General features: G+C 69.4%; 16 protein-coding genes. 5 read left to right on the forward strand and 11 right to left on the reverse strand.

From position 1 onward, the window contains the following. Nucleotides 1–6 precede the first annotated feature (6 nt). The 5 genes from OO70_RS33580 to OO70_RS33600 form a co-directional block, all read right to left on the reverse strand. Nucleotides 7–363, reverse strand: a complete 357-nt coding sequence (locus OO70_RS33580; protein ID WP_043679706.1) for a TadE/TadG family type IV pilus assembly protein — start codon at nt 361–363, stop codon at nt 7–9. A 1-nt stretch (nt 364) separates the two neighbouring features. Beyond that, nucleotides 365–751: a TadE/TadG family type IV pilus assembly protein gene (locus tag OO70_RS33585; protein ID WP_043679973.1), complete on the reverse strand. Its 387-nt coding sequence runs from the start codon at nt 749–751 to the stop codon at nt 365–367. A gap of 11 nt (nt 752–762) precedes the next feature. Then, complete coding sequence (locus tag OO70_RS33590; protein ID WP_043679708.1) at nt 763–2010, reverse strand: AAA family ATPase; 1248 nt, start codon at nt 2008–2010, stop codon at nt 763–765. Nucleotides 2011–2019: 9 nt separating this feature from the next. Further along, a complete protein-coding gene (gene cpaB, locus OO70_RS33595; RefSeq protein ID WP_043679711.1) occupies nt 2020–2733 on the reverse strand; it encodes a Flp pilus assembly protein CpaB in 714 nt (237 codons plus the stop codon). Nucleotides 2734–2864: 131 nt separating this feature from the next. Next, complete coding sequence (locus OO70_RS33600; protein WP_234337011.1) at nt 2865–3674, reverse strand: hypothetical protein; 810 nt, start codon at nt 3672–3674, stop codon at nt 2865–2867. Nucleotides 3675–4052: 378 nt separating this feature from the next. Between OO70_RS33600 and OO70_RS33605 the strand changes: the two genes are divergently transcribed. Continuing rightward, entirely contained in the window at nt 4053–5741 is a 1689-nt protein-coding gene (locus OO70_RS33605) for a chitinase (protein ID WP_199827469.1), read from the forward strand. 70 nt (nt 5742–5811) lie between these two features. On the opposite strand, the gene OO70_RS33610 is transcribed toward OO70_RS33605, so the two are convergent. Continuing rightward, on the reverse strand, nt 5812–6039 hold the full coding sequence (locus OO70_RS33610; protein ID WP_043679719.1) for an antitoxin: 228 nt from the start codon (nt 6037–6039) through the stop codon (nt 5812–5814). 191 nt (nt 6040–6230) lie between these two features. On the opposite strand from OO70_RS33610, the gene OO70_RS33615 reads away from it, so the two are divergent. The 3 genes from OO70_RS33615 (at nt 6231) to OO70_RS33625 (ending at nt 9560) form a co-directional block, all read left to right on the forward strand. Further along, on the forward strand, nt 6231–6752 hold the full coding sequence (locus tag OO70_RS33615; protein WP_043679722.1) for a SigE family RNA polymerase sigma factor: 522 nt from the start codon (nt 6231–6233) through the stop codon (nt 6750–6752). Nucleotides 6753–6804: 52 nt separating this feature from the next. Continuing rightward, entirely contained in the window at nt 6805–8049 is a 1245-nt protein-coding gene (locus OO70_RS33620) for a hypothetical protein (protein ID WP_043679724.1), read from the forward strand. 122 nt (nt 8050–8171) lie between these two features. Then, nucleotides 8172–9560, forward strand: a complete 1389-nt coding sequence (locus OO70_RS33625) for a M14 family metallopeptidase (RefSeq protein ID WP_043679727.1) — start codon at nt 8172–8174, stop codon at nt 9558–9560. A 21-nt stretch (nt 9561–9581) separates the two neighbouring features. On the opposite strand, the gene OO70_RS33630 is transcribed toward OO70_RS33625, so the two are convergent. The 5 genes from OO70_RS33630 to OO70_RS33650 all read right to left on the reverse strand — a co-directional run bounded on the left by OO70_RS33630 (nt 9582) and on the right by OO70_RS33650 (nt 14208). Next, nucleotides 9582–10292, reverse strand: a complete 711-nt coding sequence (locus OO70_RS33630) for a hypothetical protein (RefSeq protein ID WP_043679730.1) — start codon at nt 10290–10292, stop codon at nt 9582–9584. 75 nt (nt 10293–10367) lie between these two features. Beyond that, the gene (locus OO70_RS33635) at nt 10368–11846 is read right to left on the reverse strand and encodes a GntP family permease (RefSeq protein ID WP_043679733.1); all 1479 of its coding nucleotides are present in this window, start codon (nt 11844–11846) and stop codon (nt 10368–10370) included. Nucleotides 11847–11973: 127 nt separating this feature from the next. Beyond that, nucleotides 11974–12384, reverse strand: coding sequence for a RidA family protein (locus tag OO70_RS33640; RefSeq protein ID WP_043679736.1), 411 nt, complete (start codon nt 12382–12384; stop codon nt 11974–11976). A gap of 10 nt (nt 12385–12394) precedes the next feature. Continuing rightward, nucleotides 12395–13165 carry an IclR family transcriptional regulator gene (locus OO70_RS33645; protein ID WP_043679975.1) on the reverse strand — a complete coding sequence of 257 codons (771 nt, stop codon included), beginning with the start codon at nt 13163–13165 and terminating at the stop codon, nt 12395–12397. Further along, nucleotides 13162–14208 (reverse strand): sugar kinase, encoded by a 1047-nt coding sequence (locus tag OO70_RS33650; protein WP_043679739.1) that lies wholly within the window; start codon nt 14206–14208, stop codon nt 13162–13164. The genes OO70_RS33645 and OO70_RS33650 overlap by 4 nt, the downstream gene beginning before the upstream one ends. 138 nt (nt 14209–14346) lie before the next feature. On the opposite strand from OO70_RS33650, the gene OO70_RS33655 reads away from it, so the two are divergent. Next, complete coding sequence (locus tag OO70_RS33655) at nt 14347–15624, forward strand: amino acid deaminase (RefSeq protein ID WP_043679742.1); 1278 nt, start codon at nt 14347–14349, stop codon at nt 15622–15624. Nucleotides 15625–15630: the final 6 nt, after the last annotated feature.

Raw genomic sequence — 15630 nt, forward strand, 5'->3', positions numbered from 1 at the left:
CCGCGTTCAGTGGTCGAGCGGCATGGTGGCGGTCTTGCTGGCGTCCCCGAAGCCGTCGTAGCCGGGGATGACGGACGGGATGTGGATGGACGCGGTGACGGTGACCGTGTCGCCGCCGAACGTGGCCGCGCAGCCGGTGACCGAGAGACTGGCGCTGACCGCGTCGCTGCACGCCGGCTGGGCGCCCTGCCGGAGCGAGGCGCTGCGCGCGCCCGCCCTGGCCGCCGTCCCCGCCTGCTCCGCGGTGTAGGCGATCAGCCCGAGCTGCACCGCCGCCAGGGTGACGAGGATCAGGATCGGGATGAACCCGATGTATTCGACGGCGACTTGTCCGCGGTCGCGCGCTCGGAGGCCGGAGGACATGTCAGTTCGTCGCCTCCTCTACGGCGCCCGCGTGGGCGTGCACGGTGAAGGGGAAGGCGATCGAGCCCGGGAAAAGGACGGGCACCTTGAGCGTGACGTCGGCCGTGACGAACCCCGTGCCCCCGCACCTCACTTCGGCGTCCCCCCTCCACGCGGCGGACAGCTTGCTGAGGCCCGCCTGTTCGCAGGCGGCCTGCCGCTCACCGCGTGTGGCGGCTGTCGCCGCCCGCACCGCCTCGTCCGCAGCATTCCCCGCGAGCGTGAAGGTGTACCCCACCAGCACGAACTGCCACATCAACACCAGTGTCAGGATGATCAGCGGGGTCATGCCGAGGAACTCGATGGTGACCTGGCCCCGGTCCCGCTCGTGCGAAGAGATCGACCACATGCGCATCCCCCTCACTCTCTCCGGCGCCGGAAGCTCACCGAGCCGCGGTCGCCGCCGCGCGACCGGCCGCCCCGCTGGGCGACTTCGGGGACCTTGACCAGTCCCAGTTCGCCCGCGAGACCCCAAAGGGCCTGCTTCACCACGCTCTTGTTGTCGAGTTCGTGGAGACGGCCGGCGTCCACCGCGCCCTGGAGTTCCTTGAAGTTAGCGGGGATCGCGGTGGCGGCGACCGCCGTGCCGGTGATGCGCTGGATCAGGGCGGGCTGGATCTCCGTACCGCGCGTGTGCCGGTTGACGACGATGGTCGTCTCCTCGGCCTTGCGGATCTGCAGCCGGTCCCACATGCGGACGGTGCGCTTCGCGGCGCGTACGGCGACCACGTCCGGGGTGGTGAACAGCAGTGCCGTGTCGGCCATTTCGACGGCCGCCGCGCTCGCGCCGCTCATCTGGGCACCGCAGTCGATGACGACGACCTCGTAGCGGGAGCGCAGCGCGCTGACGATCTGCCGGGCGGCCCGGTCGGTGACCTCCTCGCCGCGCTCGCCCTCGCCGGGGGCCAGCAGCAGCGCCATCCCGGTGTCGTGCCGGAACACGGCGTCGGCAAGGACCCGGGGCGAGATGTCGGTGATCGCGGCGAGGTCGACGACCGAGCGGCGGAACTGGACGTCCAGGTAGGAGGCGATGTCACCGGTCTGGAGATCCATGTCGACGAGCGCGGCGCTACGGCCCGACGCCTGCGCGGCGAGGGCGAGTTGGATCGCGGCGAGGGTGGCGCCGACGCCGCCCTTGGCGCCGCTGACCGTGACGACGGTGCCGCCGACACCGGTGAACACGTCACCGCCGTGGCCCAGATGACGCCGTACGCCCACGGACCAGGCGGCGACGGCCTGGACGCGGGTGGCCAACTCCTCGTAGCTCAGCGGCAGGGCGATCAGGCCGCGGGCGCCGGAGTCCATGGCGGCCTGGAAGAGGCCGGGGCTGGCGTCGGTGGTGACGAGGATGACGCCGACCGCCGGGAAGCGCAGCGCGACCTCGCGGACCAGCTCCAACGCGGGGACGGGCCCGATGCGTTCATGCACCACCACGACCTCGGGCAGCTCGTCGACGGACTCGGCGCCGAGCCGGGCCAGGGTGTCGATGAGCTGCGTCGAGTCGGCCACCGGGGCCACCGGGTCGGCGTCCGGGAGCTGGCTGAGCAGGGTCGTGATGGCGCGGATGGCATCCGCGTCGCCGACCGCCGGAAGAATCCTGGTGGGCATGCGGGCCTCTCACTTGTCCTTCGCGAGTTCGTACGTCCGGTCCTGCTCGGGCACGGTCGTATCGCTGCCCGGCGCCACCAGCGCGAGCCGCACCCGCTCGGCGAACGACTCGGCGTAGGTGATGCGTTGGGCGTCGAGCGTGGAAAGGGCGAAGGTGATCGGGACGGCGTTGGTGGTCTGCTGCTGGTTCTTGTCGCTGTTGCTGCCCGGGTCGAGGGCGGTGATGTGGCCGACGTCGATGACCTTCGCGTTCGTCACGATGATCTTCGACTGGTCGGGGTCGCCCTCTTTCGCGCCCGCGAAGGTGGCGTACACGTTGACCGTGGAGCCCGGTGTGATCTTGCCGGCGACGCCGGTCGCCGCGTCGATCATGATGGCGACCTCCTGCTGCCCGGGCTGGAGGGCCGGCTGGTCGACGATCATGTCGGTCTGCAGCAGGGAGCCGCTCCGCAGGGTCGTCACCGCGATCTTGCCCTGGATCTGCCGGAGATCGGTCACGGCGTTGTCCGACAGCCACCGCTTGGGCATCTCGATCTTCTTGAACTGGGCGGCGGTGAGGGCCGTGTACGGCGCCACGTTGTCCTTGACCTGGTAGGCGGCGACTTCGGGGCCGACCTTGGACTTCACGTCGCTGATGACGGAGAGGACGCCGGCGAACGCGCCGAGGGCGCAGAGGACCGACAGGAGCAGGAGTATCACGCCGCGGCGCTGACGGGAGTTCATGAACCGTACAACCTCATTGGGGATATCGGTCGAGCGGAAATGAGCGGATCGAGCGGGATCAAGCGGGATCGGGCCGGGTCGAACTGTTCGAGCGGATCGTGTGCTGTAAGCGTGTCCTGTGAGTGGAGGACTTATCCGGTCGACGTTTGGTTCTCGTGAACGGGCGGTGTGGCGGAGCAGAAGACACAACGGTCGCCGATGACGTCGATTCCGCACCAGTGGCACACGGACTGCCGTACCGAGGTGACCAGTTGGTACAGCACCGACAGGTCGGGCAGATACGTACAGAACTCGATCAGCTTGTTCGTACCCCACCAACTCACCGACTCCGCGGGCAGGGTGGCCTCGCGCAGCCCCATCGCGTTCCACGCCGGGGCGAGGGTGGTGCCGATCCAGTCGGACTGCAACTGCCCCTTGGCGACCAGCATCCAGGTGCCGAACTCCGGCCCCTCGAGCGTGACTCCGGGGCCGACCTTGACGAGCTGCGGCTCGGGGTGGGCGATCACCGCGAACTGGCTGCCGGGCACCCAGGACTTGGCGTGCGACTTGAGACCGACGGGGACCCGGTCCAGTTTGGTGACCGAGCCGAGGACCGCGCCGGCGTGGATGTAGTGCGTGAGCAGCCGGCCGGCCGAGGCGAGCACTCCGGGGCTGAGGTCACAGGTGCCGAGCTGCCTCAACTGACGGGCCAGTACGGCGAGTCCGAGTGGGGGGAGATTCGGACGGAACAGGGCGATCCGGTCACTCTCCAGGATGGACCGGATGGTGTGCAGCCGTCGGTCCACGCCCTCGGAGACGGCGTGCGAGGACACGACGACGACATGCCCGTGCTGGTCGATGAGGGCCTGCATCTCCGACAGCGCCTGGTCCAGCGGTCGTTGATCCAGGTCCCGCAGGACGACGGCGGGCAGGGTTCGTTCGTCCTGTGGTGGCAGCGCCATGTCGGCGCTGGTCACGGCAATGGCAGTTGGCACGCGCAGCTCCCCGTTTCACGCCTGTCGGCACACCGGCATCACTCCGGCACACCGAGTCGACTTCATTGCGTGACTACCTCAGCACTGTAACCACGCCCCTGTTACCGGAGAACAGCGTTTGTGCAGCCGTGCCGCAACTGTCATCGCGCACAACACGCCAAAACGGGGCAGGTCGAGCAGCCGATCGAGGTCGGGGCACCGAAACCGCTGCCGGGGAAGTTGGTCTGGACCTCTTGACAGCAGATTGGTCTGGACCAACTCTTGAACTCCAGCGGTGGCCACCGTCGTTCGTCACAGTCCCCTCCAACTCCCCCACCGGAGGCATCAGTGGACCGCGCACCAGGCATGCCCGTACTCAGGAAAAGACGTCTGTGGGCCGGGGTCGCCATGGCCGCCCTCGCCCTCTCCTTCGCGGGCACCGGCCAGGCGTCCGCCGCCGACATCAACAACGCCAAGAACGCCGGCTTCGAGTCGGGCCTGACCAACTGGACCTGTACGGCGGGCAGCGGCACGACCGTCTCGTCCCCGGTGCACAGCGGCGCGGCGGCCCTGAAGGGCACCCCGGCCGGCCAGGACAACGCCCAGTGCACCCAGTCGGTCGCGGTCAAGCCCAACTCGACCTACACGCTGAGCGCGTGGGTGCAGGGCGGCTACTCCTACCTGGGCGTGACGGGCACGGGCACGACGGACGTGTCGACGTGGACCCCCGACACCACGTCCTGGAAACAACTGTCGACGACGTTCACGACGGGCGCCTCCACCACGTCCGTCACGGTCTACACGCACGGCTGGTACGGGCAGGCGGCCTACTACGCGGACGACATCTCGGTCTACGGCCCGGACGGCGGCGGTGGCAGCGACCCGGCCCCGACGGTCCCGGCGACACCGACAGGCCTGACCGTGCCCTCCACGACGTCCTCGTCGGTCTCCCTGGCGTGGAGCGCGGTGTCGGGAGCCACGGGCTACAACGTCTACCGCAGCGGCACGAAGATCACGGCGGTGACGGGAACGTCCGCCACGATCACGGGACTTGCGGCGTCGACGTCGTACTCCTTCCAGGTCACGGCGACCAACTCGGCGGGTGAGTCGGGCAAGTCGACGGCGGTGACGGGCACGACGACGGCAACGGGCGGGGGCGGAGGCGGCACCCTCCCGAAGCACGCGGTGACCGGCTACTGGCAGAACTTCAACAACGGCGCGACCGTCCAGAAGCTCTCGGCCGTCTCCTCCCAGTACGACATCATCGCGGTCGCCTTCGCGGACGCGACCTCGACACCGGGCGCGGTCTCCTTCACGCTCGACTCGTCCGGCCTCGGCGGCTACACGGTCGACCAGTTCAAGGCGGACATCGTCGCCAAGCACGCGGCCGGCAAGAAGGTGATCATCTCGATCGGCGGCCAGAACGGCACGATCTCGGTGAGCGACTCGACGTCCGCGACGAACTTCGCCAACTCGGTCTACTCCCTGATGCAGACGTACGGCTTCGACGGCGTCGACATCGACCTGGAGAACGGCATCAACGCGACATACATGACACAGGCGTTGAGGTCACTGTCGTCCAAGGCGGGCTCGTCCCTCATCATCACGATGGCCCCCCAGACGATCGACATGCAGTCGACGTCGAACGCGTACTTCCAGACCGCCCTGAACGTGAAGGACATCCTCACGGTCGTCAACATGCAGTACTACAACAGCGGCACGATGCTGGGCTGCGACGGCAAGGTCTACGGCCAGGGCACGGTCGACTTCCTGACGGCCCTCGCCTGCATCCAGCTCCAGGGCGGCCTCTCCCCGTCCCAGGTGGGCCTGGGCCTCCCGGCCTCGACAAGCGCGGCCGGCAGCGGCTACGTCTCCCCCACCATCGTGAACAACGCCCTCGACTGCCTCACCGCCGGCACCAACTGCGGCACCTTCAAGCCGTCGAAGACGTACCCCGACCTGCGGGGGGCGATGACGTGGTCGACGAACTGGGATGCGGCTGCGGGTAGTTCGTGGTCGAACTCGGTGGGGGCGCATGTGCATGCGTTGCCGTAGCGGCGCCTGAAGATCTGTGGTGATCGAGGAGTGCGACCCGGTCGTCGGGTCGCACTCCTTCGCGTTGTGCCTACTCCGCCGGCCGGTTCTTGCCGTCGGCGTTCTCGGCGAGCCTCTCCAGCAGTCCCTGCGCCTTGTCGACCGCAGTGTCGATCTGCTCGCTGTGCTTGCCGTCCGTCTTCTCGTCGACGAGATCACCGGCCTTCTCCAGCCCGCCGGCGATCGTGTCACCGTGGTCCTCGGCGATCTCCTCGGCCTTGTCCTTGAGCTTGTCCAGGTCCCGCAGGTTGTCGAACACGACAGTTCCCCTCGCTGCAACGGGCGTACGCGGTCCAGGACATGGTCTTCACGCCGGCCCCCGGGAGGGCAAGGGCGTGTTCGGGGCGCACGAATCGATACGGACGACCTGAAACATTTCCGCGCGCCCACCGCATCAGTACAAGTGAGGGCGGTGCCGTCAACAGCCCACGGGGGCCAGGGGGATCGGGTATGAGACGACGACAGGAACGTGCCGATGAGTACGAGGAGTTCGCCGCCGCGCGCGCCGGGCATCTCTATCGGTCCGCCTGTCTGCTGACCGCCGGGGACACGCATCTCGCCGAGGATCTGGTGCAGGAGACCCTCGGCAGGCTGTACGTCGGCTGGGGACGGATGTCCCGGGTCGGCAACCCCGCCGGGTACGCCCAGACCGTCCTCACCCGCACCTTCCTCACCCATCAGCGGCGCCGCAGCAGCACCGAGCGCGCCACCGCCGTACTGCCCGACCTGCCCGACCCCGGCACCGCGGGCGGCGACACCCCGTTGCGGCTGACTCTGCTCCAGGCCCTGTCCCGGCTGCCCGCCAAGGACCGTGCCGTGGTCGTCCTGCGCTACTGGGAGGACCGGTCCGTCGAGGAGACGGCCGACGTCATGCACGTCAGCTCGGCCGCCGTACGCACCCGGTGCGTCCGCGCGCTCGGCCGGCTGCGCGAACTGCTCGGCGAGAACCTCGACGAGTACGCGCGCCCCTGAACACCCCTCTCGTCACCCCGTCAACTCCCCTTATGCGAAACGGTGGTTCGCCATGCCCGACGTACAACCCAGCGATACCGTCGACCCCTTCGAGGAACGGCTCACCGCCGGCCTGCGGCACGCGGGCGACGCCTTCGAGACCGACCGCGCCGCACTCGTCACCGCCGGTGCCCTCAAGGGACGACGGCGGCTGCTGCGACGCCGGAACGCCGCCGTCATGGGCGGCGCCGCCGGTATCGCCCTCGTCGGCATCGGCGGCGCCCTGCTCCTGCCGAGCGGCGACCCCGCCAAGGCACAGGGTTCCGCGGCCGCGTCCACCCGCGCCTCCGCCGCCCCCACCCCCGTCTCCGGCGACGCCCTGATCCGTACGCTCGAAAGGCTGCTCGGCGACGGCAAGTTCACGAACGCCGAGGCCTTGGGCACGGACGCGGGAGTGTCGCCGTACGTCCAACTCGTCTACGACGACGGCAAGGGCGCGTCCGCCATCGGTGTCGGCCTCGGCAGGATCCAGCCGGGGAGCGACGAGGCGCGCCAGGTCACCACGTGCCCGGCGAAGGCGTTCACGCCCTACGACGCGTGCGGCAGGAGTCGGTTGGCGGACGGGTCGGTGGTCATGGTCCTTCAGGGGTACGAGTATCCGGACCGGCGCGTGGACACCAAGTGGTGGAGCGCCGAACTCGTCACCCCGCAGGGCCAGCACGTCAGCATCAGCGAGTGGAACGCCGCCGCCGAGAAGGACGCACCGATCACCAGGCCCCAACCGCCGCTGTCTGCGGACCGGTTGAGGAAGCTGGCCGCCGCGACGGCGTGGCGGGAGGCGATCGACGCGATGCCGGCGGACTCGAACCCGCCGACCACACCGTCGAGTTCGAGCACGGCCGCCCCCCTCTCCGTCACCTCCATGCTCCGGAGTCTGCTGCCGAAGGGCCTCACCGTGTCCGAGGCGGGCGACACCGACGACGCCGAGTTCGGCTATCTGGTCGTCGACGACGGCAAGGGCAAGAGCCTCGTACAGATCAACGTGCAGCCCGACATGTCGGATGTCGAGGACCAGCTGTTCGGCTCCGACGCGGAGGTCCTGTCCGACGGCACGAAGGTCGCCACGCACCAGGGACCCGGCGAGAAGGGCGGCGCGGGCGTCGTCATGTGGACCGTCGACACCATCCGGACCGACGGGAGGCGAGTGGTGATCAGCGCCTTCAACTCCGGTGCCCAGGACACCGCTTCGACGCGCAAGACCCCGGCCCTGACCATGAAGCAGCTCCGGGAGATCGCGCTCAGTCCGCAGTGGAGGTAATCCAGCCAGCCGACTTTGGACACTCTTGACCTGACCATGCCAACACATCAACATAGGCGCCACACAGGAACACCCACCCGCACGTCGCACTGGAACACCCCCCACTCCAGCAAGGAGATTTCATGCGACTCCGAATACGCGGCTCAGGCGCCCGAACCGACACCCGTAGCGGCACCCGAAGCGGCAGACGCACCGCCGCGCTCGCCGCCCTGATGGCCCTCGCCCTCGCCGCCCCCGTCGCCGAGACGGCCACGGCGGCCAGGGCCTCCGCCGACAGCGCCCCGCAGGCCGCCCCGGCCGCGGACGACATCCGCCAGTACGAGATCCACGTCGACCACAACACACCGGTCACGCGTACGGCCATCGCGGCGGCCGGCGTCACCGTCGACGAGTCCGACGAGGAGACCGTGGTCGTCTCCGGCCGCGCCGCCCAGATCAAGCAGCTGCGCCAACAGGGCTACGCGGTCTCGCTGTTGGGCTCCGCCCCGGACCGCTCCACGGCAGCGGACGCCCCCCGCCTCCTCGACTTCCCCACGGCCGACTCGAAGTACCACAACTACGCCGAGGCGAACACGGAGATCGACCAGCGGCTCGCCGCCTACCCGGGCATCATGAGCAAGAAGGTGATCGGCAAGTCGTACCAGGGCCGGGACATCGTCGCCATCAAGGTCAGCGACAACGTGGCCACCGACGAGAACGAGCCCGAGGTCCTCTTCACCTTCCACCAGCACGCGCGCGAACACCTCACGGTGGAGATGGCGTTGTACCTGCTGCGCGAGCTGGGCGCGGGCTACGGCACCGACTCCCGCGTCACGAACATCGTCAACAGCCGCGAGATCTGGATCGTGCCCGACCTCAACCCGGACGGCGGCGAGTACGACATCGCGACCGGCGCCTACCGGTCCTGGCGCAAGAACCGCCAGCCCAACTCCGGTTCCAGTTACGTCGGTACGGACCTCAACCGGAACTGGAACTACAAGTGGGGCTGCTGCGGCGGCTCTTCGGGCTCGACCTCGTCCGAGACCTACCGGGGTACGTCCGCCGAGTCGGCGCCCGAGGTGAAGGTGGTCGCGGACTTCGTGCGGAGCCGGGTCGTCGGCGGGAAGCAACAGATCACCGCGGGCATCGACTTCCACACCTACAGCGAACTGGTGCTGTGGCCCTTCGGGTACACGTACTCCGACACCGCCACCGGGATGACCGCGGACGACGCCGCCGCGTTCAAGGCCGTCGGGCAGAAGATGGGCGCGAGCAACGGCTACACGGCCGAGCAGTCCAGCGACCTGTACATCACGGACGGTTCGATCGACGACTACCTCTGGGGCAGTCAGAAGATCTTCGACTACACCTTCGAGATGTATCCGACGTCCAGTTCCGGGGGTGGGTTCTACCCGCCCGACGAGGTCATCGAGCGGGAGACCTCCCGGAACCGGGACGCGGTGTTCCAACTGCTGGAGAACGCCGACTGCATGTACCGGTCCATCGGCAAAGAGGCCCAGTACTGCGGCTAGTCGGTCCTCTGCTGCGGCCGGCTAGTCCTTGCGGACCTCTGCCTCCGCCTCGGCGAGCGCCGCTTCGTCGACTTCGGCGGACTCGTCGTCCGCGTCCTCGTCGCCGTCCTCGAAGTAAGCGTCGAGGACGGCGTCGAGCTGTGTCTCCCACTCGGCGAACCGGCTCCTGGCCGCCGCCTCGATCTCGATCGGGTACCACCGGCGGTCAGGAGTGTGCACCGTGATGGTGAACCGCTTGCCGAAGCGCGGGGTCTCCGTCTCCACGGCACCGATCTCGTCCCAGCGGAACTCGCACGCCTGGTCGTCCAGGCGCAGTCGTACGCCCTTCTCGTCCGCGACGATCTCCGCACGACGGTCGGATGCCTCGAAGACGGGGCCTTCGGACTCCGGGTCGGCATCATCGGCCTCGGCGTCGTCGGCCTCGGTCTTCTTCTCGACGTCCGCCTTCTTGACGTCCACCTTCGCGACCGACGGCTCCTCGCCCTCGGGCTCAGAAGACGCCGAGGACTCTTCCGACGTCTCCGGCTCCTCCGCCTCGGCCTTCGCGTCCTCGACCTTCGCGTCCTCCGGCTTCACGTCCTCCGGCTTCGCGTCCCCCGACTTCGTGTCCTCCGGTGCGTCGGAGGACACGGCGGGTGCGGTGAGCCCCGGGATGAAGGCCGGGTCGAATCCGGCACCCTTCACGGGCTCGCCCTCCAGGGGCTGGCTGCTCGAACCTATGCGCTGCTCCACAGCGGGCAGTATGGTCGACGATCCTGTGCCGCACACAGCCAGCCCCAACTTTGTTATCAGACGCCTACAAGCGGCTTACACGAACACACTGAGCACAGCGGCCACAGCGAACCCCGCCACGGACAGCACGGACTCCAGCACGGTCCACGTCTTCAACGTGTCCCGCTCGCTGATCCCGAAGTACTTCGCCACCATCCAGAAGCCCCCGTCATTGACGTGCGAGGCGAAGATCGAGCCCGCCGAGATCGCCATGATGACGAGGGCGACGAAGGCCTGGGAGTGGTCGCCCTCGGCGAGCAGCGGGGCCACGATCCCCGCCGTCGTCACGATCGCCACCGTCGCCGAACCCTGTGCGACCCGTAGTACCAGCGAGATCAGGTACGACAGGACGAGCACCGGCAGGCCTACGTCGTGGAAGGTGTCCGAGAGGGCCTGGGCGACGCCGCTCGCCTTGAGGACGGCGCCGAAGACCCCGCCCGCGCCGACGACCAGGATGATGTTGCCGACGGGCTTGAGGGAGGCGGTGGAGACGGTCTCCAGGGACTTGCGGGACCAGCCACGCCGTAGACCCAGGAGGTAGTACGCGAGGAGGAGCGCGATCGTCAGGGCCACGAAGGGGCTGCCGAAGAACTCCACCACCGAGCGGCCGGTCGACGGGTCGAAGGCGATCGACGAGAAGGTGGCCGCGAGGATCAGCACCAGGGGCGTACCGATGATCGCCAGGACCGTCGCCAGCGGTACCGGCTTCTCCTGCGGTTCGACACCGGACGCACGCTGTTCGTCGAGGACCGCCTGCTTGGCCTCGGCGGCCGCCTCGACCATGTCCTGCGGTACGGCGACGAAGATCCGCTTGCCGATCCAGGCCGCGTAGGCCCACGCGGCGAGCACCGCCGGGATGCCGCAGACGATGCCCATGAGGATGACCCAGCCGAGCTGGACGTGCAGGAGGCCCGCGGCGGCCACCGGGCCGGGGTGCGGCGGCAGGAACGCGTGGGTCATCGACAGGCCCGCGAGCAGGGGCAGGCAGTACAGCAGGATCGACTTGCCGCCGCGCTTGGCGGCGGCGTAGACGATCGGCGCGAGGACGAAGATGCCGACGTCGAAGAAGACCGGGATGCCGAAGATCAGGCCGGTGAGGCCCATGGCGAGCGGGGCTCTCTTCTCGCCGAAGAGATTCAGCAGCCGGGACGCCAACACCTCGGCGCCACCGCTGACTTCGAGGATCGCGCCGAGCATCGTGCCCAGGCCGATGATGATCGCGACATGCCCGAGGATGCCGCCCATGCCGGACTCGATGGTGGAGACGGCGTCCGAGCGCTGGACCGTACCGAAGAGTTCGGTGACCGACAGACCGGCCAGCAGGCCGACGGTTATGGAGACGGCGAGGAGGGCCACGAAGGGCTGGAGTCTGACCTTGATGATCAGGAAGAGGAGGAGCGCGATACCGAGGGCGGCGACCGTCAACAGGCCTGCGGTGCCGTCGAGAAGGAGGAGCAGGCCTCCGGTGTGGGGTGGGGGTGCGGGGGTGGGTGTGGCGGCGAGCGGATAGGACATTTGGGGGTCCTCTGGGTAGGGGCATGGGGCTTTCGGGCAGGGGGGATCGCGGCGCGGCACCCCGGAGGGCGCCCAACCGTCGTACGGTGTGCGGGAATTGATGGAGCGTCAGCTCAGCGGAGGGCGCTCAGTCGAGAACGGCAAGCGCGTCGATCTCGATGAGCAGCCCGGCGGGAAGGCCGACGTAGACGGTGGTCCGGGCGGCCGGCGGAGCGGTCAGCTCCTGCTCCTCGAAGTACGCGTTGTAGAGCGCGTTCATCTCGGCGAAGTGGTCCACGTCCGTCAGATAGACGCGGAGCATCATGACGTCCTCCCAGCTCGCCCCGCCCTCCTCCAGGATCGCCTTGACGTTGGCGAGGGTCTGGAGGGTCTGCTCGCGCAGGGTGGGCCCGGCGGGGGTGGGCGGCTTGCCCTCCTCGGCGGGGAGGAAGCCGACCTGGCCGGCGACCTGGAGGATGTTCCCCATGCGGACGCCGTGCGAGAACTTCGCGGGCGGGGTGGTGTGGGTCTTGGGCGTGAGCGCGATCTTGTCCGTCATACGAGGTCCTTCATGCGGGGTCGTTTGTAGGGGTCACTGGGGTCCTGCCGGAGTACTCCCCACTGATGGCGTCCGCCGTACGACGGACCAGCGGGAGCAGGGTGAGGAGTTCGTCGGCGGTGACGACGACGTTGGGCGCGGAGACCGACATCGCGGCGACCACGCGTCCGTCGGCGCCCCGGATCGGCGCGGCGACGCAGTTGATGGACTCTTCGTGGCCGCCGAGGTCGGTGGCCCAGCCCTGTTCCCGTACCTTCTCCAACTCCCGTACGAAAGCGGGGGCGTTGGGAGTGGAACGGGCCGTGTACATGGGGTATTCGAGCTTGTCCGCGAGCACCCGGCGCTCGCCCTCCGGGAGATCGGCGAGCAGCAGCTTCGCGACGGCGGCGACGGTGATGGCGACCGGCTTGCCGATCCGCGAGTACATGCGCACCGGGTAGCGGCTCTCCACCTTGTCGATGTAGAGGACCTCGTTCTCCTCGTACACCGCGAGGTGGACGGTATGACCGCACTGCTCGTTCAGCCGTACGAGATGGGGGTGGGCGATCTCGCGGATGTCGAGGTTCTCCATCGCCTCCTGGGCAAGGGCGATGAGGCGGGCGCCGAGGCGGTAGCGCTGGTCGGACTGGCGGTAGACGAGGCCGTGTTCGTGCAGGGTGCGCAGGAGGCGCAGGGCCGTCGACTTGTGGACGTCGAGGCGCTCGGCGACCTGGCCGAGGTCGGCGGGGCCCTCGGCGAGCAGCGGCAGGATGCTGAGTGCGCGGTCGACGGTCTGACTCATGGCGTACATACCTCCTCGTCGGCCCAGTCGGCGGCGTCGGTCCAGCCGGGGCCGAGTCGAAGTCTCCCCCACGCCCGGTCGTCCAGGGCGACCAGGCGGTCGGCGTGGTCGCGGACCGGGGGCGCGGCGAGGTCGCCGGGGACGGTGAGGGCGGCGGCGGCCGTGAGGTGCCCGTGCCGCAGCCGGTCCCGTACGGGAAGTCCCCGCAGGGTCGCGGAGAGGAACCCGGCGGCGAAGGCGTCCCCGGCACCCACCTCGGCGACGACGTCGACGTGCGGCGCGGGCACGAAGGTGACGTCACCCCGGTGGAAGACGGTGGCCCCGCGCCCGCCCTGCTTGACGACGAGCGTCTCGGGGTCGGGGAACGCGGCCCGTACGGCATCGGCCCCGACGAGCCCCCAGACCTCGGCGGCCTCGTCCTCGCCGACAAACACGAGGTCCGCACCGCGCGCCAGCTCCAGCAGCACACTCGGTCCGTCGGCCGAACGCCCCAGCGCGGGGCGGTGGTTGACGTCAAAGGAGATCAGCGGGCGGTGCGCGCGGATCGCGGTCAGCTCACGGACCAGGCCGAGGCAGTCGTCGGACAGCATCGGGGTGATCCCGGACAGATGCAGCACCCGCCCGGCCCGTACGGCGGCCAGGTCCACGTTCGCCACGGCCATCGCGGAGGCGGCGGACCCGGCCCGGTAGTACGCCACCTCGTGCGCGTCGGTGGCCCGGTCCCCGGCGGTGCGGAAGTAGATACCGGTCGGCCGCGCGGGATCACGCCCTACGGCGGAGACATCGACCCCGTACCCACCGACGGTCTCGACGAGATGGTCGCCGAACCCGTCGGCCCCGACCCGGCTGACCCACCGGACGGCGTGCCCGGCGGCGGCCAGCACGCACGCGACATTCGACTCGGCGCCGCCGATGGCGCGATCGAAGGACGGCACGTCGGCGAGGCGGCCGGGTCGGCTGGGTAGGAACGTGACCATGGACTCGCCCAGCGCTACGACGTCCACGACGTCACGGGCGGCGGTGGACTGTCCGTCGGCGGTCACGATGGTGATGGCTCCTCGTCCGGTGCACCGGGGGCGGCGGCTCCGTTGACCCGGTGTTGGGCGAGATGTTAGACAGCGGTAAGCGATATACGCAATGAAGGTTGCAGAGATTGCAACAGTCCAGCTCAGGGAGGCCCCATGGTCCGCGACACCGGTACCGAAGCGCTCGCCCGGCTCGCCGGGGAACGCGTCGACCACCGTTTCAAGGGCCTCCCCCCGGACGCGGACGGCCGCACGGTCGCCGAACTGTCGGCCCAGCGCCGCAACCTCTTCACCGGCGGCTTCACCACCCCCGTCCTCGCCCTCTCCGCCGAGCGCCTGGAGCACAACCTCCGGCTCATGGAGACGTACGCGACCCGCCACGGCCTCGCCTTCGCCCCGCACGGCAAGACCTCCATGGCCCCCCAGCTCTTCCACCGCCAACTAGCCCACGGCGCCTGGGGCATCACCCTCGCGGTCCCCCACCAGGTACGCGTGGCACGGCAGTTCGGCATCGCCCGGATCTTCCTCGCGAACGAACTGGTCGACCCGGCGGCGCTGAAGTGGATCTCCGCGCAGCTGGACACTGACGACGACTTCCGCTTCATCTGCTACGTCGATTCCGTGCGCGGGGTCGAGTTGATGGACGCGGCTCTGCGCGGCGCCGCCCGCCCGCTGGACGTCGTCGTCGAACTGGCCGCCGGCGAGGGCGCCCGCACCGGCGCCCGCACGGAGGCGGAGTGCGCGGCGGTCGCGGACGCGGTGGCCGCCGTAGGGACACTGCGGTTGGTGGGGGTCGCCGGGTACGAGGGGGAGGTACCGCAGGCGAATCCGGAGCGGGTGCACGCGTGGTTGCGGCGACTGACCGCTCTTGCCGTGGACTTCGACAAGGGCGGGCGTTTTCAGGGAGTTGAGGAGATCGTCGTCAGCGCGGGTGGCAGCGCGTGGTTCGACGCGGTGGCCGACGTCTTCGCCGAGCTGCCCGAACTCTCCCTCCCCGCCCTCAAGTTGCTGCGCTCGGGCGCCTACGTCTCGCACGACGACGGCCACTACAGCGAGGTGACCCCCTTCACCCGCATCCCCGAAGAGGGCACGCTGGAGCCCGCGTTCCGGCTCTGGGCGCAGATCGTCTCCCGCCCCTCCCCCGAGCAGGCCTTCGCCAACGCGGGCAAGCGGGACGCGGCCTACGACCTCGACCTCCCCTTCGCCCAGGTCGTCCGCCGGGACGGCACCGAGCGCCCGGCGACCGGCGTCGAGGTCACCGGCCTGTCCGACCAGCACACCTGGCTGCGGACGACGGCCGAGGCGGACCTGGAGGTGGGTGACTGGATCGGCCTGGGCCTGTCCCACCCCTGCACGTCCTTCGACAAGTGGCAGTTGATCCCGGTGGCGGAGGCGGACGGGACGGTCGTCGACTACATCCGCACGTTCTTCTAGAGGCCG

Source organism: Streptomyces xylophagus (assembly GCF_000716435.1).
Classification (GTDB): Bacteria; Actinomycetota; Actinomycetes; order Streptomycetales; family Streptomycetaceae; genus Streptomyces; species Streptomyces xylophagus.

Excerpts from the sequence above, each read along its gene's own strand:
- OO70_RS33580 (WP_043679706.1), bottom strand. The coding sequence starts at position 363 with ATGTCCTCCGGCCTCCGAGCGCGCGACCGCGGACAAGTCGCCGTCGAA.
- OO70_RS33585 (WP_043679973.1), bottom strand. The coding sequence starts at position 751 with ATGTGGTCGATCTCTTCGCACGAGCGGGACCGGGGCCAGGTCACCATC.
- OO70_RS33590 (WP_043679708.1), bottom strand. The coding sequence starts at position 2,010 with ATGCCCACCAGGATTCTTCCGGCGGTCGGCGACGCGGATGCCATCCGC.
- cpaB (WP_043679711.1), bottom strand. The coding sequence starts at position 2,733 with ATGAACTCCCGTCAGCGCCGCGGCGTGATACTCCTGCTCCTGTCGGTC.
- OO70_RS33600 (WP_234337011.1), bottom strand. The coding sequence starts at position 3,674 with ATGGCGCTGCCACCACAGGACGAACGAACCCTGCCCGCCGTCGTCCTG.
- OO70_RS33605 (WP_199827469.1), top strand. The coding sequence starts at position 4,053 with ATGCCCGTACTCAGGAAAAGACGTCTGTGGGCCGGGGTCGCCATGGCC.
- OO70_RS33615 (WP_043679722.1), top strand. The coding sequence starts at position 6,231 with ATGAGACGACGACAGGAACGTGCCGATGAGTACGAGGAGTTCGCCGCC.
- OO70_RS33620 (WP_043679724.1), top strand. The coding sequence starts at position 6,805 with ATGCCCGACGTACAACCCAGCGATACCGTCGACCCCTTCGAGGAACGG.
- OO70_RS33625 (WP_043679727.1), top strand. The coding sequence starts at position 8,172 with ATGCGACTCCGAATACGCGGCTCAGGCGCCCGAACCGACACCCGTAGC.
- OO70_RS33635 (WP_043679733.1), bottom strand. The coding sequence starts at position 11,846 with ATGTCCTATCCGCTCGCCGCCACACCCACCCCCGCACCCCCACCCCAC.
- OO70_RS33640 (WP_043679736.1), bottom strand. The coding sequence starts at position 12,384 with ATGACGGACAAGATCGCGCTCACGCCCAAGACCCACACCACCCCGCCC.
- OO70_RS33645 (WP_043679975.1), bottom strand. The coding sequence starts at position 13,165 with ATGAGTCAGACCGTCGACCGCGCACTCAGCATCCTGCCGCTGCTCGCC.
- OO70_RS33655 (WP_043679742.1), top strand. The coding sequence starts at position 14,347 with ATGGTCCGCGACACCGGTACCGAAGCGCTCGCCCGGCTCGCCGGGGAA.